The organism is Sphingobium sp. TKS, assembly GCF_001563265.1.
Classification (GTDB): Bacteria; Pseudomonadota; Alphaproteobacteria; order Sphingomonadales; family Sphingomonadaceae; genus Sphingobium.
Genome location: NZ_CP005085.1, coordinates 286,328 through 312,219 on the forward strand (window position 1 = coordinate 286,328; position 25,892 = coordinate 312,219).

Here is a 25,892-nt window from a genome sequence, read left to right on the forward strand (position 1 = left end):
CAAATGGTAGGGAAGCGTCACCGGGTCACATTCTGATCCTGATGCCGGCCTGGACGCTGACGTCACTATAGCCCGCGCCAACGGTTGCGCTGCCACCGACCTGGAAGTCGAAGTTCCTGTTGCGCAGGGTGGTGCGCAGGTCGAAACGGCCGCTGTCCTTCACCGCCGGGGCGCCGAAGGTTTCAAACTTCTCGACCGGTGCATTCGCAAAGGATGCGATGACCGACCGGGACGTGTCGAAATCGTGGATCCAGGTCCCGCGCAGCGTTGTGATGAGTTCGCTGCTGCCCGACAGGCTGATCCGTCCCGCGACATCCGTGCCAAGAAAGCTACGTGTCCGGGTCATCCGCTTGGCATCGAAGGCAAGGCTGAGCGCACCAGGCTCGCCGTCCGAGGTGGCCGATGTCTCATGGTAGGCGGGGAGGCTGAGCCGCGTCGCTTCGAGCGCGCCAAAGGGCTGGAACTGCACATCGCCAAGCCCGACGCGATAGCCGACCTGCGCGCGGCTCGACCATGCATGCATGCTGTAGTCGCCATAGGCATTGACGCTGCCGGCCCCCGGCACTGTCATGAATCGGGTGTGCGACGTGTCCGCAGCGCTGTAGAGCAGGCTTGCGCTGATCGTCCACGCGCCCGGGTTGATGCCGCCATAGACGCCGCCGGTATAGACCTGCGCCTTGCCTGACGTGTCCACGCCGGCTACCGCGAACCGCTCGCGATCGTAGCCGAACGTCGCGCCAACCACGGTGCGTGCATTGGGGCGGTAGTCCCAGCCGCCCTGGATGTCGAAGCCATTCGAACGCATGTCGAATGCGCCATCGGTGCCGTCCAGCCGTTGACGACCGGCCTTCATCGCGAGCCAGAGATTGCCTGCCGGCTCGGGGCGGTATGCTGCCGCATAGGATCCCACCCGCGTGCCGATCTGGCTCTCAACGATGTCATGGCTGTTCGAAACCGCCGAGAGCGTCGCCGACTGCGCTGCGGTCGTGCCTTCGCCCGTCAGACTCTGGTAGATCGTTCCCAGGGCCGACACAGTCGGAATGGCAATGATCGCGGCAGCGGTCGGAGCGAACGCATCGGTCGGCGTCGTCTGGATGCGATTGAGTACCCTGCCGATCCTGGCCTGGCGCGCGCTGAGCCCCTCAGGCGAGAATTCGATGACATAATCGAGCGACTGCTCTTGAGCGGACGGATAGCCGAGGCTGAAGGTCGCGACCGCCGAGTTGGGCGCGATCAGGCTGATGCTGTCCTGGCCGGTTATGCCGGCGGCTGCGTCCATGACCACAAGACCATGGTGCCCGGTCTGGGCGTAACCCAGGTTGAGCAGATTGGTGGTGAGGGAGCCGGCGAGCGACGCACCGCCCGAGACGATGACCTTGTCGGCCGTGCCGGTCTTGAAGTCGAGATCGACATTGTAGACGCTCGTCGACGTCATCGACAGACCGCCGCTGACGTTGAGATTAGCGACGACGCCCGCGCCGCCCGGATTGATGATACCCGAGTTGGTGAAGGTGCCAGTGCCCATGTTCACGATCGGACCGGCAAGGAAGATGCCGCCCTCGGTGTTGGTGAAGCTGTTGTTGCCCGCGCCCAGGTCGATCGAACCGACGATCAGTCCGCTGTTGGTGATGCTGTTGTTGCCGCCTTGGGCATAGATCACCATGCCGTCCTGACCATCCTGGGTCGCAAGCGTGCCAGCATTCGTGACGCTATTGTCCGTGCCGCCCAAGAGCGACAGGGCATGGCCGCCGATCCCACCAACAACCTCGACTGCACCGATATCGACGATGATCGGCGCAGCGCCGTTCCCGCCACTGCTTTCGGCGACAAGTGCCGTGGCGCCCGCACCGCTGGCGGTGACGTCGGCATTGACCGTCAGGTGAAGTCCGCCGCCGGCGCCTGCACCAGCAAGCGACCCGCCAGAGGCACCGCCACCACCAATGGATTGGACAACCACACCATTTGCCTGGTCACCTGTGGCATGGATCGCCGCGCCGATCGTCACATCGACAGCGCCGCCATCGCCGACGCCAGCAGGCGAGGCCAGGGACGCGAACGTGCTGAAGGTCGAGAAGGTGCGCGCGGCGGGAGCCGAACTTGCCTGCACGACATCCGGTTGCTGAACCGCGCCGGTCGCATCAACGGCAACCGCGGAACCGCCGCCGCCGCCGATCGATTGTACGATGAGAGCGGTCGATCCTGCGCCACTGGTCTGGATGACACCGTTGGTCGCAACCTTGACCGCGCCGCCGTCGCCGGTCGCGCCGCCCGTGGTCCCAACCTCCAGCGGTGTATCGACGGATGAGCCGATGCTGGTGAGCATGCCGCCGCCGCCGCCGATCGACTGGACCGCGACGCCGACCGCGCCGGCACCGCTCGTCTGGACACCGGCATCAAGGGTGAAGTCGATTGCACCGCCGGAGCCGTTCGCACCGCCGCCAAGTCGGAGTCCGTTCACGGTCGCCGCTTGGCCACTATTGTCGATGCCGGCATAGCCGCCGCCACCGCCGATCGACTGGATCAACACCGCGTTCGCGCCGGCGCCGCTCGTGACGATGTTCGCCTTCTGGGTGAGCGAGATATTGCCGCCATCGCCACCCGCACCGCCGGTCGCGCCGGCAGAGAGCGTGATACCGCCCTCACCGATGTCCGCGCCGTCAATCGACGTGAAGCCAGCGACGCCGCCACCCCCGCCGATCGACTGCACGACAAGGCCAGATGCAAGGTTGCCTGCGGTTTCAATGCCGCCAGTCGACGTCGTGAACTCAATGTCACCGCCATTGCTAGCGGTCGTCTGCGATCCGCCCACATTGAGGTTGAGGCCGTAAAGCGAGCCCTCCGTAAGGCCGAGTGACATGCTGCCGTTGCCGCCGCCGCCGCCAACCGACTGGGCGAGGAGACCGATGGCGTTGTCGCCCTGCGTGACGATCGCCGCTGTATTGGCGATGGTGATGGCTTGGCCCGATCCGGAAGACGTCGAGCTACCGCCGACCGTGGTCGACCAGATGCCGTCGCCGCCGCCGAGATGGACGTCACCTGTGACGCCCTCCATGCCGCCGCCGCCGCCGATCGACTGTGCGGAGAAGCCCACGGCTCCCGCGCCCAGCGTCAGTATCTCGTTGGCATTGGTGACATCGACGACATTACCGTCGCCGGCGACACCGCCCGTGCTGCCGAGCTGGAGCGCAAGGCCGCCTGCACCAACCTCGAGGGGATCGGGGACCGAGATGGCGGCATTGCCGCCGCCCGCACCGATCGCCTGCGCAAGCACGCCATAGGAAAGCGCGCCTGCGCTCTGAATCGTGCCGCCCGAGAGATTGACGACGACCTTGCCTTGCTTGCCGCTGATGCCATCGCCGTGGGCGCCCAGGCCAAGATTGACGAAATCGAACGCACCGACCTGAGCCGAAATGGCGAACGCTGACTGGCCCCCGCCCCCGGCAATCGACTGGGCGAGCACCGCGACGGAGTCATCCTGCAGCGTGACGATGCTGCCGGTCGACGTGACCGTGACGTCGCCGCCATCACCGCCGCCACCGCCCTGGCCGCCGACCTGATTGCCGAGCGTTCCACCCGACACGCTGAGCGCGCCGGAGAAGCCCCCGGCCCCGCCGCCACCGCCGATCGATTGGGCAAGGATGCCCACCGACGCCGCGCCTTCGACGATAATGTCGCCGCTGTTGGTGACCGTGATGGCACCGCCGTCACCGCCAGCTCCGCCAGTGCCGCCAATGGCCGATGTCAGGCCGTCAAGGCCGCTGCTGAGCGTGCCGGAGACAGCCATGCCCGCGACACCGCCACCGCCGCCAATCGACTGCGCGAAGACGCCGTAGGAAAGGTCGCCCTTGGTATTGACGACACCGCTGTTGGAGATCGCGATCGTGCCGCCGTCGCCGCCCGCGCCTCCGGACCCGCCGAGGCTGGTCGAGGTGCCGCTGCCCGAGGTCGCCGAACCCGCGATCGAGAAGCCGCCAAGACCACCGCCGCCGCCGACCGATTGGGCAAAGACGCCCATCGAATTGGCATCGAGGGTCTGGATGATGCCGCTATTGGCCAGCGTGATATCGCCGCCGATGCCGCCGCCGGCACCCGCGCCACCCACGCTCTGTGCGATCGCCCCGCCCTGACCGACCGACAGGCCGCCTGCGAAGCCACCTGCGCCGCCACCGCCGCCGATCGATTGCGCGAACACCGCAACCGAACCCGCGCCCTTCGCCAGCACATTGCCGCCATTGTCGATATCGATCCGGCCGCCGTTGCCACCGCCGGCGCCGGATCCCGCGCCCAGGTTCGAACTGACCGAACCTGCAGCCGCCAGGCTGCCATCGACGGCAAAGCCGCCTTTGCCGCCGCCGCCGCCCACGGACTGTGCGAACACGCCGTAGGAAAGGAGGCCGTCGGCCACGATCGTCGCATCCGCCGCGTTGGTAACCCTGATCGCGCCACCGTCGCCGCCCGCGCCGCCGCTACCGCCAAGACTGTTGGACAGGCTGGACATCCCGCCGCTTGCGGCGAGTGAGAAGCCACCGGCGCCGCCGCCACCGCCCACGGATTGCGCGAAGATGCCCGCGGAATTGTCGCCCGCCGCATGGATCTGGCCCGTGTTGCTGACGACGATGTCACCACCGACACTCGCATCGCCGCCGGCACCGCCAATAGTTGAACTGAAGGCGCTGTCGCCCGATCCCGTCAGGCCACCGGCAAAGCCACCGGCCCCGCCGCCGCCGCCGACCGACTGGGCGAAGAGAGCGATGGCCCCCGCGCCGCCGGTCTGGATCAGGCCATCATTGGACAGGGTTATCGCGCCGCCCCGGCCACCGCCGGCGCCGCTACCCGCTCCGATGGAGGAGGCAGCATCGCCATCGAGCGCAAGCGTGCCACTCGCCGCAAAGCCGCCATTGCCGCCGCCACCTCCAATGGACTGGGCCTGCACGCCATAGGCGAACGCGCCTTCGGTCAGGATTTCACCGGTCGATGCGTTGGTGAGCGTGATGTCGCCACCTTCGCCACCCGCGCCGCCGGAGCCGCCGACGGTGTCCGAGGCCGCATTGAGACGTGATGCGGTGCCGCCGACGGCAAAGCCGCCGACGCCGCCGCCGCCGCCAACCGACTGCGCGAGGATAGCCACCGCGGAATCGCCCGCCGTCGCCACCAACCCACTGTTGACGAGATCGATGCGGCCGCCTGCGCCGCCGTCACCGCCCGCGCCACCGACAGCCGTGTTCGCCGCAGCGCCCTGGGCTGAGAGGCCACCGCCCGCCGCGAACGCGCCTGCGCCGCCGCCCCCGCCGACCGATTGCGCGAAAACACCAATCGACGCGTCGCCCAGCGTGACCACCTGCCCGGCATTGCCGAAGCTGATCGTTCCACCTGCGCCGGCCGCACCACCGGAACCGCCGCCGATGACGTTCTCGACATTGTCGCTGACAGCGAGCGCGCCGCCCGCGGCAAAGCCGCCAGTGCCGCCACCACCGCCAACCGATTGCGCGAAGACGCCGTAGGAAATCGCGCCGTGAGTCTCGATCCTGGCGTCGGCCAGGTTGCCGATGACAATGTCGCCACCCGCGCCTGCCGAGCCGCCGTCGCCGCCGACATTCTGCGAAACCGCGCCTGCCTGCGATGCAGAGCCACCTGCCGCGAAGCCGGCGACACCGCCGCCGCCCCCGATCGACTGCGCGAACAGGCCCGTCGCGTTGGCGCCGAGCGTGGTGATCTCGCCGCCATTTTCGAGGTCGATGAGACCGCCGGCCCCGCCGACACCGCCTTGCCCGCCAATGGCATTCGATGCGGAGGCACCTTGCGCCGACAGCCCACCGCCGACCGCGAAGCCGCCTGCGCCACCGCCACCGCCCACCGATTGCGCGAACACGCCAAGCGATCCGTCGCCCGTGGTGCCGATCTCGCCGAGATTGGTGAGCGTAACATCGCCGCCGATGCCGCCGCCCGCACCAGAGCCACCACCAACGCTGGAGGTTGCATCATCGCTGACGGAAAGAGCACCACCGGCCGCAAAGCCGCCCTGGCCACCGCCGCCGCCAACCGACTGGGCGAACACCGCATAGGAAAGTGCGCCGCGCGTAACGACCTTGCCGGTGACATCATTGCTGATCGCCACCACGCCGCCGTCACCGCCGTCACCACCTGCGCCGCCCACGACTGTCGAGGCAGACGCCGCATCGCCGCCTGCTGCGCCAACCGCAAATCCGCCCTTGCCGCCACCGCCGCCAACCGACTGGGCGAAAATGGCGGTCGCATTGGCGCCCGCGGTCAGGATTTCACCCGAAGATGCGATGGTCACATCCCCGCCAGTGCCACCCGCGCCGCCGCCGCTGCCGATGGTGTTGGACGCAGCGCCGCCCTGCAGCGTCAACCCGCCGCCGGCCGCAAAACCACCCGCGCCACCGCCGCCGCCGATCGACTGCGCGAACACCGCGACCGAGCCGGCGCCAGCCGTGCCGATTGTGCCGGCATTGGTCACCGCAACCTGGCCACCAATACCGCCGCCCGCGCCAGAGCCAGCGCCAATGCTGGAGTCCGCGTCGCCCTCGAGACCGATGGCCCCGCCGGCCGAAAAACCGCCGGAGCCGCCACCAGCGCCCACGGATTGCGCGAACACACCGTAAGAGAAGTCGCCCAGGGTCGTGACGATGCCGCCGGCCTCATTGCCGATGGTTACATCCCCGCCATCGCCACCATCACCGCCGCTGCCTCCAATGACGTTGGACGCGCTCTTGCCTTGCGCGCCTGCGCCGCCAACGGAGAAGCCGCCCTGGCCGCCACCCCCGCCGATCGATTGCGCGAAGATCGCGGTCGCATTGGCGCCTTCGGTCTGGACTATGCCGGAGCTGAGGATATCGACCGTGCCGCCGGTGCCACCAGCGCCGCCGGCTCCGCCGATGTTGCTCGACATCGCGCCGCCCTGCGCGGACAGGCCGCCGCCTGCGGCAAAGCCGCCGGCACCACCGCCACCGCCAATCGACTGCGCGAAGATGGCGACTGAACCATTGCCGGCCGTTCCAATCCGGCCCGCGTTGACCAGCGACACGACGCCGCCGCCGCCGCCCGCGGCACCTTCGCCCGCGCCGATCGTCGAATGGGTGTCGCCCTCGAGACTGATCGCTCCGCCGGCTGCGAAACCGCCGGAGCCACCGCCTGCGCCCACCGACTGGGCGAACACGGCATAGGAGAAATCGCCAAGCGTAGTGATCGTCGCATCCACGCCATTGTTGGCGAGCGTCACATCACCGCCAGCACCACCGGCGCCACCGGTGCCACCAACGACATTGGAGGCGGAGTCCGCCTGCGCTCCGGCGGCGCCAACGGAGAAGCCGCCCTTGCCACCGCCACCACCAACGGACTGTGCATAGATAGCCGCCGCGTTGGCGCCCTCAGTCTGCACGAGACCGCTATTGATGAGATCGACCGTGCCGCCGGCACCGCCGCCGCCGCCAGCACCGCCGATGACCTCGGAGGCCGCGCCGCCCTGCGCCGACAGGCCGCCACCGGCTGCGAAGCCGCCGGCGCCACCACCGCCACCGACGGATTGCGCGAACACGGCCACCGAGCCGTTGCCCGCCGTGCCGATCGTGCCCGCATTGTTGAGCGACACGATGCCACCGAGACCGCCGCCCGCGCCGGATCCGGCACCGATGGTCGAGTTGGCATCGCTTTCCAGACCGACCGCACCCCCGGCGGCGAACCCGCCGGACCCGCCACCCGCGCCAACCGATTGCGCAAAGACAGCGTAGGAGAAATCGCCCAGCGTGACAATCTGGCCGCCTTGCGAGGAGGCGATCGTGACATCGCCGCCGTCGCCGCCGGCGCCACCTGTGCCGCCGACCACATTGGATGCGCTTTCAGCCTGCGCGCCCGCGGCGCCGACCGAGAATCCGCCCTGACCGCCGCCGCCGCCGACGGACTGTGCGAAGATGGCCGTAGCATTCGCGCCTTCGGTCTGGATGGCGCCTGCGTTGGTGATTGCAACCGTACCGCCTGCGCCGCCGTCGCCGCCCGCACCGCCGACATTACTGGAGGCCGCCCCTCCCTGAGCCGACAGGCCGCCACCGGCGGCAAAACCACCTGCGCCACCACCGCCACCGATGGACTGTGCGAACACGGCCAGCGAACCGTCGCCAGCCGTGCCGATCGAGCCGGCATTGCTCACACTGACGATCCCGCCGGCACCACCGCCCGCGCCCTCTCCTGCGCCGATGGTCGAGCTCGCATTGCCTTCCAGGCTGAGAGCGCCGCCGGCGGTGAATCCACCGGCACCGCCGCCACCGCCGACCGACTGTGCAAAGACCGCATAGGAAAGCGCGCCCAGTGTCGCGACCGAGCCGTCCGCGCCATTTTCAACGTTGACGTCGCCGCCAAGGCCACCATCGCCCCCGCTGCCGCCGACTATGCTCGAAGCGCTGTCGGCCTGCGAAGCGCTGGCCCCGACGGAGAATCCGCCCTTGCCGCCGCCGCCGCCCACGGATTGCGCGAAGATCGCTGCCGCATTGGCCCCTTCGGTCTGGACATGACCATTTGTGGTGATGCTGACGAGACCGCCGTCGCCTCCCGCGCCGCCACTGCCGCCTACGGCATCGGATGCCGCACCGCCTTGCGCGGAAAGGCCCGCGCCCACGGCGAAGCCGCCCGCTCCGCCCCCGCCGCCTACCGACTGAGCGAACATCGCGACCGAGCCTGCGCCCTTCGTCGCAATTAGGCCGTCATTGGTGAGCGTGACGAGGCCACCCTGCCCGCCCGCTCCGCCGGCTCCCCCGCCGACGGTCGATTCCGCCTTGCCTTCGAGGCCGATCGAACCACCTGCAGCGAACCCACCGGCACCGCCACCACCGCCGATGGACTGCGCATAGACGCCGTAGGAAAGCGCGCCTTGGGTCGTGATGGTGCCCGAGCCGTTGGCGAGCGTGACGTCGCCGCCTGCGCCGCCACCGCCGCCATTGCCGCCGATATTGCTCGAAGCACTGTCGGCTTGCGACGCCGCCGCGCCGACCGAGAAGCCGCCCGCCCCGCCGCCGCCACCAACCGATTGAGCAAACACAGCCGTCGCGTTCTGGCCGAGCGTGCCCACCGAACCGGTGGATTCGATCGTGACCCTGCCGCCATCGCCCGCCCCGGAACCAGCACCGCCGACATTGTCGGATGCGCCGCCGCCTTGCGCGCTGAGACCGCCGCCAGCCGCAAAACCGCCCTGGCCGCCGCCGCCGCCCACCGATTGCGCGAAGATGGCGATGGCATTGTCACCGGCGGTCAGCACGCTGCCGCCATTGACGATGCCGATCGCGCCGCCGTCGCCGCCGGCCCCGCCCGAACCCGCACCCACCTTCGAGGTGACATCGCCCTCTATTCCGAGCGCGCCGCCTGCGGCAAAGCCGCCGGATCCACCACCGCCGCCGATGGATTGCGCGTAGACGCCGTTGGAGAAGGCTCCGAGTGTTTCGATAATGCCGGTTTCGGCATTGACGATGGTTACGTCGCCACCGTCGCCTGCCACACCACCGTCGCCGCCGACCAGGTTCGATGCAGCATCCGCATTCGCCGCGGCCGCTCCAGCAGAGAAGCCCCCGACGCCGCCACCGCCGCCGACCGACTGCGCCAGCACTGCCGTTGCGTTGGTGCCCAGCGTCTGGATCGTACCGCTGTTGGAGATCGACACGAGGCCGCCACTGCCGCCACCTGCGCCTTGACCGCCCACGGAATTATTGACCGCTCCGCCCTGCGCGCTCAGCCCGCCCGAGACCGCAAAGCCACCCGAGCCGCCACCGCCGCCGATGGATTGCGCCAACACTGCCAGCGCATTGTCACCCATCGTGCCGACATTGCCTGCATTGGTGATGGTGACGGCACCGGCAGATCCGCCCGCGCCGCCCGATCCTGCCCCGACGCTTGATTCCGCGTCACCATCGAGCGCGAGGCCGGCACCGGCCGAGAAGCCGCCCGCGCCGCCGCCGCCGCCAATGGACTGCGCCTGGATCGCGATCGACATCGCACCTTTGGTCACGATCGTCGCACCAGCGGTGTTCGTCAGTGTGACGTCACCCGCCGATCCCGCCGCGCCGCCCTCCCCGCCGACATTGTCGCTCGCGGCACCGCCCATGGAGAGCGCGCCGCCCACGGCAAAGGCGCCCTTGCCGCCGCCGCCGCCGATCGACTGCAGCAGCACCGCTGTCGCGCTCGCGCCTTCGGTGAGGATCGAGCCATCGTTGAACAACCTGACATTGCCAGCGGAACCGCCGGTCCCCGCGCCGCCGCCGATCGTGTTCGACAGCGCGCTATCCGAGCCCCCCGCAAGGCCAGCGCCGGCTGCAAAGCCGCCGGCCCCGCCACCACCGCCGATGGATTGCGCGAAGACCGCCGTTGCGCCGACACCGCTCGTCTGGATGAGGCTGTAATTATTGACCGCGACGTCGCTGCCATCGCCTGCCGCTCCGCCCTCACCGCCGCCGATCCTGGAGGCCGCGCCTTCACTGACCGACAGCGCTCCGCCGGTCGCGAAACCACCGGCGCCGCCACCGCCGCCGATCGACTGCGCAAAGACCGCATAGCCGAACCGACCGGTTGTGATGATTGAACCGTCTGAGCCGTTGCCGACTTCGACAGCACCGGCATTGCCGCCCGCGCCGCCCGAACCGCCCACGGCGTCGTTCGCGGCGGTCGCCTGCGATGCGCCAAGGCCAAGCGAGAAGCCGCCCGAGCCGCCGCCGCCGCCGATCGACTGCGCCATGATCGCAACGGAGCGATCGCCATTCACCAGAATGTCACCGGTGTTGACGACCTTCACCGCGTCCGCGTCGCCACCGGCTCCGCCCGCCCCACCCAGGCTGTTGTTCACGGCTTCGGAGGTCGAGGAGATGGTGAAGGAGCCGGCAAAGCCGCCCTGGCCGCCGCCGCCGCCGATCGATTGCGCGACGATGCCATTGGAAGCGGACGCAAAGGTATAGATGTCGCCCGAGTTCTGGACGGTGACCTTTCCGGCATTCTGGCCGCCGCCGCCCTGGCCGCCGGTAGCGGTGGAAGCCGCACCTTCGCCCAATGCGAGCGTCGCGGACGCGGCGAAGCCGCCAGCGCCGCCGCCGCCGCCGATCGATTGGGCCAGGATACCGGCCGAGAGGCTGCCATGGGTCTGGACCAGCGCGCTGTTGTTGACGAGGACGTCTGCGCCCACACCGCCATCGCCGCCCGAACCGCCTGTGACATCGGAGGCGCCCTCGCCATCGGAGGCAAAGGACGCGCCGATGGAGAAGCCCCCGACGCCACCACCGCCGCCGATCGACTGGGCGACGATCGCTGCGGAATTATTCCCGAGCGTCCCGACGGCGCCACTCAGCGTGAGCGACACGTCGCCTGCGTCCGATCCAATGCCACCGTTGCCGCCAACGGAACTGTTAGCCGAGCCGCCGCCCGCCGCCGCGGCGAGGCTGCCGGAGAAGCCGCCGGCGCCGCCGCCGCCACCAATGGACTGCGCCAGGACGGCGTTGGATCCGTCACCGCGCGTCAGGATCTGACCGTTCGAATTGACCGTGACGGATCCTGCGGAGTTACCAGCCCCGCCGGCGCCGCCGACGCTGTCTGATGCACCCGAGCCCTGGGTCGCGATGGCACCAGTGACCGAGAAACCACCCGCGCCACCGCCCCCGCCGATCGACTGGGCGACAATGCCGCGGCTGTGATCACCGAACAGGTTGATGTTGCCGACCGATGTTACCGTGACGTCCGAGCCGGTCCCTGCCGATCCGCCCGCGCCGCCCGTCGAGCTGGATACTGCGTCCGCGCCGGCGAGCGCGGCGCCTGCAGAGACAGAGAAGCCGCCCTGACCGCCGCCGCCGCCAATCGACTGCGCTGTAATAGCGGCCGAATTGGTGCCGTGCGTATAGATGTCGCCGAAGTTGGCGACATCGACCGTATCGGCATCACCCGCCGCACCGCCCTCGCCACCGCCGACCTCGGAGGATGCCGCGCCACTGACGCTCAGGGCGCCGCCGACGCCAAAGCCGCCCGAGCCGCCACCGCCGCCGATCGACTGCGCTAGGACCGCGCCCGACTGATCGCCGAAGGTTTCGATGCCGCCAGTATGCGTGACCTTGACCGCACCGGCATGTCCGGCGGAACCGCCACCGCCACCGGTTGTCTCAGCCGAGGAGCCTCCATCCGACGACAGACCTGCACCCACGGCAAACCCGCCGGCTCCGCCGCCGCCGCCCACCGACTGGGCGATGATCGCACTCGAGCCGAGGCCGTTGGTAATTATGTTGCCGGTGACATCGACGGTCACCGCGTCCGCATTCCCCGAGGCCCCGCCAAGGCCGCCGCCGGTCGCCGAGCCGGCATCGCCTGCAATCGATGCGCCGGCACCGACGGCAAAGCCACCGGCTCCGCCACCGCCACCGACCGATTGCGCAAACACGCCGCGCGCATGCGCGCCGTCGGTCTGGATGTCGCCATCGACCGTTACATCGACCTTGCCAGCATTGCCCGACGAGCCGCCCGCGCCGCCCGTGGCCTCCGAAGCCGCGCCACCTTCTGACGAGAGTGCCGCCGAGACGGAAAAACCGCCCACGCCGCCGCCGCCGCCGATGGATTGCGCCAGCACGCCATTCGCCGCATCGCCCTTGGTGATGACGAGCCCCGTCTGGGCCACGCTGACGTCCGAGGCGGAACCGGCGGCGCCACCTGCGCCGCCACCGACACTGGAATTCGCGTCGTCCTTGAGGGACGCGCCAGCGCCGACTGCGAATCCACCGACGCCACCGCCGCCGCCGACCGACTGAGCGAAAATGCCGTTTGCCTGTACACCCTGTGTGGCGATGCCACCGCTGTGACTGATGGTGACGGCCGACGCGTTGCCGCCTGCGCCGCCACCGCCACCAACGTTCGAGCTGGCCGCGCCGCCGTCGGAAGCAAGGCCCGCTCCGACGCTGAAGCCGCCAATGCCGCCGCCGCCGCCGACGGATTGGGCAAAGATGCCGGACGCGTTGAAGCCTTCGGTGGTGAAGATACCCTCACTGGTGACGGAAACCGATCCGGCGTCCCCGCCTGTGCCGCCACCGCCGCCGCCGACGTCCGATTCTGCCTTGCCGCTGATCGATGCACCGGCCCCGACGGAGAAGCCGCCCGAACCGCCGCCACCGCCGATCGACTGGGCGAGAATGGCATTGGAGAGCGCACCGACCGTGCCGATGTCGCCCGTCTGCGAAACCGTTACATTCCCGGACGTACCGCCCACGCCGCCATTGCCGCCGACACTGCTGCTCGATGCATTGCCCTTTGACGAGAAGGCCGCGCCCACGGCGAACCCGCCGGAGCCACCTCCGCCGCCCACGGACTGCGCAAAAACACCATTCGCGCTGACGCCTGCGGTGGATATGCTGCCGACCTGCGCGACGGAAACGTCGCCTGCCGTGTTGCCGACACCACCGCCACCGCCGCCAACTTTAGAGTTGGCGTCCTTGTCGAGCGATAAGCCGAGACCCACGACAAATCCGCCCTGGCCGCCACCGCCGCCTATCGATTGGGCGAGAATGCCATTCGCACCATCGCCTTCGGTGCCGATCGCGCCTTCGCGGTCGATCGTGACGGCGCCGCCGCTACCGCCCGCCCCGCCACTGCCGCCGGTCGTTTCATTCGCCGCCGATCCGCTGGCGCTGAAGTCGAGGCCGACGGCAAAGCCGCCCGATCCGCCACCGCCACCGACCGATTGCGCGAAAATGCCGTTCGCGGAGGTGCCCTTGGTGACGATGATGCCGTTGCCGGCCACCTGGACATTGCCTGCATCGCCGCCGGTGCCACCGCCGCCACCGCCGACGGTGGAGCTGGTGTCGCCATCGAGACTGAAGCTGCCGCCGACACTGAATCCGCCCGAGCCGCCGCCGCCGCCAACGGACTGCGCAAAGATGCCGTGCGAAAGTCGGCCATCGGTGCCGATATCGCCATCGACAGTCACCGATACATCGCCGGCCGAGCCGCCGCCCGCACCCGAACCGCCAACACTGGTCGAAGCGCTGCCGCCGTCCAGGCTGAAGCCTGCCCCGACGCTGAACCCGCCTGAGCCGCCGCCGCCGCCAACGGACTGCGCGAACACGCCGGCCGAATTGTCGCCTTGCGTAATGATCGTGCCCGTCTGGGAAAGGGTGACCGCGCCAGCATTGCCAGCCGAGCCACCGCCACCACCGCCAACCGAGGACGACGCGTCGCCTTCCAGCGACGCCCCGAGCCCGACCGCGAATCCGCCGCGGCCACCACCGCCCCCGATCGCCTGGGCGAGGATTCCGGCCGCGTTGGCGCCGCCGGTGAGGATATCACCGCTGCGCTCGACAGTCACATCGCCGGAATTGCCAGCACCACCACCGGTGCCGCCGACGCTGTCGCTCGCAGCCTCGTTCTTCATCGACAGGCCCAGGCCGACCGAGAAGCCCCCGGCGCCACCGCCACCGCCTACCGACTGTGCAAAGACGCCGTTGGCATCGTCGCCATCGGTCTGGATAACCCCCGACCCGCGGACGGTCACATCGCCCGCATCCGACCCGGTGCCCCCCCCACCGCCACCGACGGAGGACTCGGCCTTGCCCTCAAGCGAGATCGCCCCGCCGACGCTGAAACCCCCCGTGCCGCCGCCGCCGCCAATCGACTGGGCGAGGATGCCATTGGCCGCCTGGCCCATGGTCCGAATATCGCTGTCCGCATCGACCAGCACGTCGCCGGAAATGGAGCCTCCGCCGCCAGCACCGCCGACAGTCGCCGAAGTCGTTTCACCCTTGGTCGAGAAGCCTAGCCCGGCGGAGAAGCCGCCATTGCCGCCACCGCCTCCAATCGATTGCGCGAAGATACCGTTCGCGGCCGCGCCTTCGGTCCAGATCGTGCCGCTGGTGCCAACGCTAACGTCGCCGGCCGTGCCGCCGAGCGAGCCTTCTCCGCCGCCGACATTGGACTTCGCCTCGCCTTCAAGCGCAATGGTGGCTCCGACGGCAAATCCGCCGGAACCACCGCCCCCGCCCACCGACTGAGCAAAGACGCCGTTCGAGCCGGCGCCCTTGGTCGTAATCCCTTCGCGAGCGACGACATCGACACTGCCGGCATTGCCGCCGGACCCGCCGGCGCCGCCAACACTGTCGCTGGTCGAATCGCCTTCCGCGCTGAAGCTTGCGCCGACAGTGAAGCCGCCGACGCCCCCGCCGCCGCCGACCGACTGTGCCAGGATGCCGTTCGAATTCGCGCCTTCGGTATAGACAAGGCCGGTCGTATCGACGCTGACATTATCCGCATCGCCCGCTGCGCCGCCTTCACCGCCGCCGACGCTCGACTCCGCATCCTTCTTGACCGCGATGCCTGCCCCAACGGCGAAACCGCCGGAACCACCACCGCCGCCGACCGATTGGGCGAAGATGCCGTTGGACGTCGCGCCGAGCGTTGCGATCTGGCCGACATTGACGACGGACACGGTTGAGGCGTTACCCGCCGCTCCGCCGCCGCCGCCGACCTGGTTGGAGGTTGCATCATCCTCGGCCGAGAAAGCGCCGCCAACGGCGAAGCCGCCCGAGCCGCCACCGCCACCGACAGACTGTGCGAAGATGCCGTTTGAACCCGTCCCGCGCGTGACGACCGAATAGCCTTGGATCGCGGCGTCGGCGCCAGCTTCGGCCGTGACTGTAACGGCGTCGGCATCATTGCCCGTGCCGCCATTGCCGCCAATGCCTTGGGTGTCCGCGCTGCCTTCCGCGGAAAGTCCGGCCGACACCGAGAAGCCGCCGTTGCCGCCGCCGCCGCCTACCGATTGGGCGAAGATAGCGTTGGAGAGATTGCCGCTGGTCTCGACCGTGCCGGTGCTCGCCACATCGACGGTGCCCGCAACACCACCCGACCCGCCGGATCCTCCTTCGTTGCGGCCGATCGACTGGCCCTTTACGGTCGCAGTCGCGGTGAGGCTGAAGCCGCCGTTACCGCCGCCACCGCCAATCGACTGCGCCTGGATACCGGCGGCATTGTCGCCGAGCGTCGACACATTGCCGACCGAGCTGAGATCGACGTCGCCTGCGCGATTGCCGGTCCCGCCATTACCGCCGATGCCGACGCCAACGGCATTGCCCTGCGATAGCGACAAGGCGCCCGCAAAGCCGCCATTGCCACCGCCACCGCCAACGGATTGCGCGAACAGGCCGACCGACCCCGCGCCCGTTGTGTAGATGTCGCCGGCACTCGCCAGACGCACGTCGCCTGCGGTTGCGCCAATACCACCCTGTCCGCCTACCGCGATCGATGCGCCCAGGCCATTGGCGTTGAGGGCGATCGAACCAGACAGGGCAAAGCCGCCGTTGCCGCCGCCGCCGCCCAGTGACTGCGCGAGAATGCCATAGGCAAGTTCGCCGCCCGTGCTGATGTCGCCGGTGGAATCGACCGAGACATCATCGCCCTTGCCGCCATTGCCACCCGCGCCGCCAAGCGCGAGCGCGGGCGCGGCATATTGCGCGCCCGAGACAGCAACCGAGAACCCGCCGTTGCCGCCGCCCCCGCCAACCGACTGCGCAAGGATGCCATTAGACATCGCGCCCTCGGTGACGATCATGCCATCGTTCGAAAGCGTGACCGTTCCGGCGTCGCTGCCGCTGCCTGCGCCACCGCCGAATGAAAGCGAAGCTGCCCCATATTGCGCACCAGCCGCACTGGCGGCGAAGCCGCCATTGCCCCCGCCGCCACCGACGGACTGCGCGAAGAGCCCGTTCGACTGGGTGCCTGCCGTGCCGATATCGCCGGTCGACGTGAGGGTCACATCGCCCGCGGCGCCGCCCGTGCCGCCCGCCCCGCCGAAAGAAAGGCCGACAGCGCCATATTGGCCGCCTGCAGCGCTGGCCGACCAGCCACCATTACCACCGCCGCCGCCGATCGACTGGACTTGTGCGCCCGCGCTGAAATCGCCGAGCGTCAGGATGCTGCCGGTATTGGAAAGGCTCGCATTGCCCGCCACGGCGCCGTTACCGCCGCTGCCGCCGAAACTGATCGACGCCGCGCCATATTGCGCGCCCGACGCGCTTACAGCAAAGCCGCCATTGCCGCCGCCGCCGCCCACCGTTTGCGCGAACAGACCTTGCGCATTGGCACCATCGGTCATGACGTCGCCGATGGACGTCAGAGTCACATTACCCGCGGTGCCGCCGCTACCGCCTTCTCCGCCAAAGGCCAGCGAGACCGCACCGAATTGTGCGCCCGCAGCACTGATGGCAAAGCCCCCATTGCCGCCACCACCACCGATCGATTGCGCCCGCGCGCCCGCGGCGAAATCGCCCTCGGTGATTAACGTGCCTTCGGAACTGAGAGTGACGTTGGACGCCGTGCCGCCGGCGCCGCCAGTGCCGCCCATGGCAGCGCTCAGCGCGCCAAATTGACCCCCGGCGACCGATATGGCAAAGCCGCCATTGCCGCCGCCACCGCCCAGCGATTGCGCAAAGATGGCATCCGCGTTCGCTCCGTTGGTCGTGATATTACCGATGCTCTCGAGCCCAACTGCTCCAGCCGAGCCGCCATTGCCGCCTGAACCCCCGAAGCTCAGCGAAGCCCCGCCGCCCTGACCGCCGGCTACCGAGATCGTGCCGCCGCCATTACCGCCGCCGCCGCCCAGCGACTGCGCGAACAGGCCTTGCGAACTGGCACCGTGCGTGGAGATGTCACCCTGACTGTTGAGCGTGACGGCGGCGGCAGATCCGCCATTGCCGCCCCCGCCCCCGAATGCGAGCGAAGCGCCGCCAGCCCAGCCCCCGCTGGCCGAGAGCGCCATTCCGCCATTGCCGCCGCCCCCGCCTACCGATTGTGCGAGGATTGCAGCCGCCGCAACGCCATTGGTCGTGATGCTGCCAATGGAATCGACGCGGACAATGTCCCCCCTGCCCCCGTTGGCGCCCTGCCCACCCATTGAAAGACCGGCCGCTCCGATGCCGCCGCCAGAAACGCTCGCGGCAAAGCCGCCATTGCCGCCGCCCCCACCTACGGACTGCGCGAGGATGCCATTTGAGAGATCGCCATCAGTGACAATGTCGCCATCATTTTCGACCGTGACAGCTGCGCCGTGACCGCCATTGCCGCCCTGACCGCCAAAGGAGGCCGACACAGCGCCAGTACCTCCTGCTGATCCGGAAACGGCAAAACCGCCATTGCCGCCGCCCCCGCCTACCGACTGGGCAAAGATGCCGTTCGAGCTGAGACCATCGGTCTGGAGTCTCCCGGTCGAGGAGACGCTGACCGACCCGGCCGATCCTCCATTGCCGGCCGCACCGCCGAACGTAAGGCTGACCGCTCCTGCGGCTCCACCCGCCAGGCCGACGGCAAAGCCGCCGTTGCCGCCACCGCCGCCAACGCTTTCCGCGAAGATTGCGTCAGACTGGATTCCCTTCGTCGAAATATTGCCGACTGATATGACATCGACCGTTGAACCGTTGGAGCCAGCACCGCCCGCTCCGCCGAAGGTTCCGGTGATGGCGCCCACGCCAATCACCCCGCTCGCCGCAAAGCCGCCGTTCCCGCCGCCGCCGCCGATCGATTGCGCGAGGATGCCGCGCGACTGGTCATCATCCGTGCTGATGTCGGCCGCGCTGTTGACGGTCACCGCACCGCCCCGGCCGCCCACACCGCCAGCGCCGCCATAGCTCATGGCCATCGATCCGCCGAGCGACGCCCCGGCAGCGACGGTGAAGCCGCCATTGCCACCACCGCCGCCAACCGAGCTCGCAAAAATGCCATCGGAGAGGACGCCTTGGGTGGAAATCGTCCCCTGGAAGCCGACGAGCACCTTGTCGCCGTCGCCGCCGCTTCCGCCCGATCCGCCGAACGCCATAGCAGCAGAGCCCCCGATGCCGGCAGCCGCTGAAATAGCAAAGCCGCCATTGCCGCCGCCGCCGCCGATCGATTGCGCGAACAGCGCTGCAGAGCGATCGCCGAAGGTTTCGATATAGGCTGCGCCAGAATCGGATTGTGCAACGGTGCAATTGAGGTTGGTGTTGACGCAGACCGCGCCGCCTGCGCCGCCGCCGCCGCCCGAACCGCCAAATGCTGCGCTTACGAATGCGCCAGCGGACACAGCCGAGCCGCCATTGCCGCCGCCACCACCGATCGATTGCGCGAAGATCGCGGTCGCATCATCCCCCGAGGTGGACACCAGACCAGTCTGTCCGAGCGTTACCTGCCCACCATCACCACCGTCGCCGCCATCGCCGCCGATTGAGAGGACGCCGCCCGTCGCGCCGCCATTGCCGCCGCCGCCGCCAATGGACTGTGCTATGATACCCAGCGCCTTTGCGCCCTGGGTCGTGATGGTGCCGCTGTTGGCAACCCCGACATTTCCCCCGTCGCCGCCGCCGCCGCCGCCGCCGCCAATGGAAATCAGGCCGGCCGAGGATCCGCCATCACCGCCGCCGCCGCCGACTGACTGGGCGACAATGCCTGTCGAACCAAGGCCGCGGGTGAAAATCGCACCCGAATTGGTAACGGACACACTGCCGCCAGGGCTGGTTCCTGCTCCGCTGCCACCAATGCCGACCAGGCCCGCGGAATTGCCGCCTGCGCCGCCGCCGCCGCCGACCGACTGCGCGAATATGCCACGTGCATTGTCACCGCGCGTTCTGAGCGTGCCCGCGTTGTTGACGATCACGGTGCCGCCGCGCCCGCCGCTCGCGCCCGAACCGCCAAGCCCCACCAGGCCGACCGAGCCTGAGCCCGAACCGCCGCCCCCGCCTACGGATTGCGCGAAAATCGCGTCCGCCCAATGGCCATCGGTAGTAACCGACCCGGCCAGGCCCTGGGTGACGGAAACCGTCCCGCCATCGCCGCCCCCCGCGCCGGATCCTCCTAGCGAAACAAGACCGCCCGAACCGGAGGCCGAACCGCCGCCGCCGCCGACAGACTGGGCAAATACGCCCTTTCCATCCACACCTGCCGTTGTGATCGTCGCAGCGGTGACAACCGTCACATTGCCGCCGTCGCCCCCACCCTCGCCGCCGCCGCCAAGGCTTGCAAGGCCCGCAGTCACGCCTGCGCTTCCGCCGCCGCCGCCCACGGACTGGGCCATGATGCCATAGGAGCCCAGGCCGGCGGTCGCGATAGTCGCGCCCTGCGCTACCGAGACGCTTGCATTACCGCCGTCGCTGCCCTGGCTCCCGGTGCTGCCAAGCGCGATCGCGCCTGCGGTCACGCCACCATTGCCGCCGCCGCCGCCGATCGACTGGGCGAACAGGCCGTGGGCATAGTCGCCATTCGTGCTTGTCGATGAATTCGCTCCGGCGGTTATCGCGGCATTGCCGCCGGCGCCGCCGGCGCCGCCATTGCTGCCGCTGGCAAAGAGCCCGCCGCCGCTGCCGCCGTCCCCGCCGCTGCCGCCGACCGACTGGGCATAAACGCCATGAGCGCCGGCGCCCGCAGTCTGAACCGTCCCGTTCTGGTTGACCCGTGCATCGCCCCCGATGCCGCCATAGCTTCCGCCGCCCGCGGACGCTACAAGGCCATAGCTGCCACCGCCATCGCCCGCCGATCCGCCAAGGCTCTGTGCGTAGATGCCGATCGATCCTGCGCCGCTGGTCGCTACCTCACCGCTGTTGGTGACCGTCGCGTCGCCCCCGATGCCGGGCGAGCCGCCGCCGCTGCCGCCGCTCGACAGGAACCCGCTGCCGCCATCGCCGCCCTTGCCGCTCGAACTGGTGACCAGGATGCCGTAGCTGCTTGACCCGGTGGTCGTGACCTTGTTTGAATTGGAGAAGGTGACATCGCCGCCGACGCCGGCATCCCCCCCTCGCCCTCCATTGGCGAACAGATACCCGTTGCCGCCCCGACCGCCATCGCCTCCGATGCTCTGCACGATCACACCCGCGGTGTTGAAGCTGTTCGAGATAATCTGGCCATAGGAGGCGTCGAGCGTATCGTTGAACGTGCCGCCATTCGCCCCGGCGCCGCCGTTCCCCGCCTTGATGAAAAGGGCGCCGGCGTGACCATTACCGCCGTTACCGCCGCGCGATACGTTGCGGTAGAGATGTTCACCCGTGCCGGCTGCGGGGAAGCTCACCTGACCGGCGGAGGTGGCGTTCGTCGCCGGCGCGACTGATGTCACCACCTCTGTTTCGCTGACATTGCTGTCTGCATCCGTGAGCGATACCGACGTCGGCTTACCCTCGCCGTTTAGGGTGACCGCACTTACCGTATAGGTGGTGGAACTATCGCCGGTGGTAACAGTGAAGGTCTGGCCCACCTGGGTCGCCAGCAGGATCACGTTGTTTTGGTCCGTGGTCACCATCATTGGCGGCTGGACCTCGGTCACCGTCTCGAACGTGCCAGTGATCGGATTGAGGATCTGGCCACCGACCGGAGGGACCACGATGGGCGGAGGCGGAGGCGTGGGCGTGGGCGTGGGCGTGGGCGTGGGATCGGCTGCATAGGCGGCAGAGACAATCGGTCCGCCAGGCGCGCTGATCATCGAAAGCGCAACGATCGACACGCTCGTCCGCCAGATCCTGACAGCTGCGATCGAACGTCCACGGCCGCCCAGCTGGCGGTCCTTCATACCCGAAATACGCAAATTTGCCCCCTGCGTGCACGCCTGTGCCGTTGCGCGCCGCCCGTGAGGCAGGCGCGCGCCCTCGAAGTTATCGTTGAAGAATTGCCCCCTGGCGGTGCGCGGCCCGCCATGACCGCGGCATTGGCGAGACACGTTCCAGCCAGACCTTGTCGCTGGCGCGATCATCAGCATGTCGGCTCGACATGAAGCGAGCCTTGTCGTCCGGAGGCATCTGAGACATCCAACCTTCCTTCAGCAACCCCGCTATCTCCCTGGGAGACCGGAGGTTTTGCGTCCCGCCGTCACCGGCGGTTTGCCATTTTTTCAGGAAGGGAACCGGCGGTTAGACCTCCACCCTTCGCTCAACCATGAATAATGGTTAATGAATGCTTCGCAGGCAAGTGTTTTTTAACTTACGAATGCATGTGTTATCTTTACCACCCTTAGACGATTCCATGCACGGTTCCTCTACGGCCGCTTCTCAGAATTCGGAGCGGCCATCATACGGGGACTACCTATGTGCAGCGCCGTCTGGTTGGAGCATTGCGGCGAGAGCGGCTTCTCGGCAGATGGGACCGTCTGCGGACGCGGAAGAACCGGTCACACAAAACGTAGAGCAGATGATCCGATGCAATCGGATCATCTGCTCTAACTTGAAACCGCCCTTCACCTTCAATATCGATACTGCCGACAGGAGCCGCGGCCCGGATTGAAGGTCAACCCGCCGCCTAAGCCGCCTTGACTATCTGGTCCTCGACCCCGCGCCGGCTGACGGCGAGAATATCCCAGTTCGCCTGCGAGGCGATCTGGGCGAAAACAGACGGCAGGGCCCCTGCCTCACGCAGCCGCAGGAAGTCGTCCGGAGCAAGGGCGTCCAGTCTGGCTCGGTCGATTGTCCGATATTCGAGTAGGAGGTTAGCCGCTGCCTCTCCAGGAGGCGTGTAACGAGCCTGCTTGGCCTCGAACAGTTCAAGCTCCAGGAGCAGTCGCACAAGCGTCCGGGTGCGGGCTTGGGCGGCCTCGTAATGCTCGCAAAACTCCAGCGCCTGGCGCGTCAGCACCGTCGGCTCGTCGCCGTCGAACAGTGCGACTGCGCCCTCATCGCCGACCTTGGCTACACGGTTCGAGCCATGATCCAGGCAGAGGATCAGCGCGTCGCTATCGTCGTCACGCGCAAAAACGAACGGATAGCGCCGGAGATAGGCAGGCACATAGGCATCCGGACGATAGTCGCCCTCGGCGACGAAGAGGTTCCGCTCGGCGTCCAGGCCGGTCACGACATAGGGCTGATGATCCTCACCGAAGAACACAATGGGATAATCGAGCGCGGCGCGCTCAAACTCATCGACGGCGATCTGCACCATCGGCGCCTTCCGGGCGAAGGAGAAGTCGCTTGGCCCTACATGCACCGCCACGTCGCGGTGTGTGACGCTATGGACAGCTCGGGGATCATGATAGAGTGGCAAGCTGCCCCGGACCTTCGCACCTGTGGTCGACGCGCTCCCCTTCTTCGCCTTTGGCCTGGTTTCCGACATAATTCCCCGTCTGGATTGTAGCTTTGGGCGACATGGTTATTTCACCCAGCGCCTTCTTGTAGCGTCAATGCCTGCATCCGCAAGCATTTGTCGTTCATTGCATGGATTGCAACAATATTCGCACCGTAGAACGCTTGCCGTCCTGCCATGAGCAAGAAAAGAATTGCGCCGGGAGCCTGAGGCTGCCCGATGGACCATCCGGCAGGAGCGACCGCGATCGCCCGCTGGCGATCTCCATTCAGGTAACGCGCTGGAAGCGTCGCGGCCTACAAAGTCGTCTATCGCTCTATCTCCGGCAATGGCGCAGCATGCGTTCACGCTGCGCGATCGATGCATTTCGTGACCTGCACCCAGAAACTGATCTGGTTCGGAGCAAAGTGAGGTTCAACCCGACCGACACGCAACTCGGTTCGGAAAATTCTTGCAAAAATGGCGATTTATTGACAACCACGCCTCAGACACATAGTTTATTGGCAACCGTATCACCACAGCGATTCGGCGGGGGTTCCATGATCGATACAATATCCAACCTCAGGGCCATGGTCGACAATGGTGAAGCCCTGAGTTCTCAGCTCAAGAAGGTCGCCTTTCGCCCTCGTGCGCGAAAGAAGCTTGAACTGACCTTTGGTCCCGGGCGGGCCGCAGACCTCATCGGTCGCACCCCCGAAGCTATTGCAAAGGCCGAGGCCAAGGGGCGCCTGCCCCAGCCCAAGATCGGCTCAAACGGACGGCGCTATTACACGCTGGAAGATCTGACGCTGATCCGGCAGGCGCTTGGGATCATTCCTGGGAAACAGTCCCATGAACCCGCCGTCGTCCTGGCCGTCCAGAATTTCAAGGGCGGCGTCGGCAAGAGCACCATTACCAAACATCTGGCGGATTATCTTTCCCTTCAGGGATTGCGGGTGCTGGTGGTCGACTGCGATCCCCAGGCCTCGACCAGCTCACTGTTCGACGTGGACCAGGAGGCGCTATGGGCAAGCGAGGAGACGCTGGCGCATTTCCTTGCGCCGACCGCTCCGCTGAACGATTTTCGGCTGACTATCCAGGACACGGCCTGGCCTACGACCAAAATTGTTCCCTCAAGCCTGGGGCTGGGAGAGATCGAATGGCATATGGTGGCCGGAGCTGAGGGCCGACAGGAGATCATGCGGCGCTTTGGCCTCTTGCGGTCGGGCATAAGCCAGGTCCGCCGGGAATTCGACGTCATTCTTCTCGACCCCCCGCCAGCGATGGGCTTTTTGGGGATGAATGTGATGGCAGCTGCGACCGGCCTTGTCATACCGGTGCCGGCTCGTCAGCTCGACTTCCTCTCGACGATACACTTCATGACCAACATCGCCGACACGCTTGAGTCGCTCCAGGGCTACGATATGGGCGTCAACTATGATTTCATTCGAGTCGTAGCCTCGAACTATTCGCGCTCGGCGGACGGCGAGACCGGCATGCTCAGAATATTACAGCAGATGTGCGGCACGAACATGCTGACCAATCCCATTCTTGCTTCTGAAGAGATAAAGAACTCGGTGCAGGAATTTCGTTCGGTATACGAGTCGGACAAGCCGATTTCATCGCACAAGACTTTTACACGTTGTCGCGATAACCTGGATCTGGTCTTTGCCGAAATTCTGCACGTGATCCGCCAGCAATGGCCCTCGACCAGCTTGACGGGGTTCGATGACAGGCACCTGCTTGACGGGGAAGCCGCATGAGCAAGCGCTCGATCTTCGACGAGGTCATCGCTAACGCCACGGCCGATCAGGCTGATGGCGGGGGCGACCAGGAAGGCGCTGTTGCATCACGCGCGCGCAAACCGATGAACTTTGCGGCGCGTCGGCTGGACACTTTTGAAGAAGCAGCGAAACTCCTCAAGAAGCCGGCCATTTCGCTCAAGCCGGACGAGGTTTCCATCTGGCCAGGCAACGCCCGGGATTACGCGGCTCTCACCGAAGAGCGGGTCAGAACCCTGATTGACTCGCTCGTTGCCGAAAACGGGAACCGGATACCGGTGATCGTGCGTCCGACACCCAATGGCGAGAAGCGCTACGAGCTGGTGACCGGCACCCGGCGCCACTGGGCGGTGGCCTGGCTGAACGCCAATGACCATCCCGAGATCAGCCTTTACGCCTCGATCGAGGATTTGACCGATGAGGCCGCTTTCCGGGTCGCCGACATCGAAAACCGCGAGCGCGAGGACATTTCTGACTATGAGCGCGCGATCAATTACAAGGAAGCGTTGCATGCCCATTATGGCGGCGTACAGCGACGGATGTCGGAACGGCTAAAGCTCAGTCCTGGAACATTGTCGCGCTATATCGCGCTGTCCGAAATGCCCAGAACCATCGTGGCGGCATTCGGGTCACCCCGCGACCTGACGCTCCATTTTGCCAAGCCCCTCCTGCCCCTGATGGACGACCGCGAGAAGCTTGCTCGCATGGAACAAGCCGCAAGCGCGCTTTCGGAGGAGCAGAGCCTCAAGCAAAGCTTCGATGAAGCGGTCATTCCTGCTGGCGAAGTGGTTGCGCGCCTATTGTCGGCAGCGAACGACACGCAGGCTCGGGCGAGGCGGCAGAAGCAGGCTTTGTGCACATCCTTCGGGCGGGAGTTCGGTCAGGTCGAGCGGGACCGGGCTACCGAGCTGATCGTCAAGATCGTGCCCACCGACAGTTCGATTGACGAGTTGATCGAGGGTCTCCGGGCAGCGATCGAGCGGTCGCGGATATGGACAAAGACACGGGCATGAATGTGCCAGCCGCCGAGTTCCGCCAAACCGTCAATTCGGCATTTTCTGGTTATGAAACAGCAACTTACTTGATATGTTGCCTTCG

The 25,892-nt window shown here is 67.4% G+C and carries 4 protein-coding genes and 1 riboswitch; of the genes, 2 read left to right on the forward strand and 2 right to left on the reverse strand.

All coding sequences use genetic code 11. The features are described 5' to 3' along the window. Nucleotides 1-25 precede the first annotated feature (25 nt). A complete protein-coding gene (locus K426_RS26535; protein WP_145907795.1) occupies nt 26-21,550 on the reverse strand; it encodes an autotransporter outer membrane beta-barrel domain-containing protein in 21,525 nt (7,174 codons plus the stop codon). 230 nt (nt 21,551-21,780) lie between these two features. After that, nucleotides 21,781-21,857: riboswitch (cyclic di-GMP riboswitch) on the reverse strand. Between the two features lie 400 nt (nt 21,858-22,257). Continuing rightward, entirely contained in the window at nt 22,258-23,064 is an 807-nt protein-coding gene (locus K426_RS26540; protein ID WP_066564215.1) for a SapC family protein, read from the reverse strand. A 101-nt stretch (nt 23,065-23,165) separates the two neighbouring features. Between K426_RS26540 and K426_RS26545 the strand changes: the two genes are divergently transcribed. Further along, complete coding sequence (locus K426_RS26545; protein ID WP_237230186.1) at nt 23,166-24,776, forward strand: AAA family ATPase; 1,611 nt, start codon at nt 23,166-23,168, stop codon at nt 24,774-24,776. Next, a complete protein-coding gene (locus K426_RS26550; RefSeq protein ID WP_066564220.1) occupies nt 24,773-25,807 on the forward strand; it encodes a ParB/RepB/Spo0J family partition protein in 1,035 nt (344 codons plus the stop codon). Before K426_RS26545 ends, K426_RS26550 begins: the two co-directional genes overlap by 4 nt. Nucleotides 25,808-25,892: the final 85 nt, after the last annotated feature.

Coding starts and splice junctions, on each gene's coding strand:
- K426_RS26545 (WP_237230186.1), top strand. CDS start 23,166: ATGGATTGCAACAATATTCGCACCGTAGAACGCTTGCCGTCCTGCCAT.
- K426_RS26550 (WP_066564220.1), top strand. CDS start 24,773: ATGAGCAAGCGCTCGATCTTCGACGAGGTCATCGCTAACGCCACGGCC.
- K426_RS26540 (WP_066564215.1), bottom strand. CDS start 23,064: ATGTCGGAAACCAGGCCAAAGGCGAAGAAGGGGAGCGCGTCGACCACA.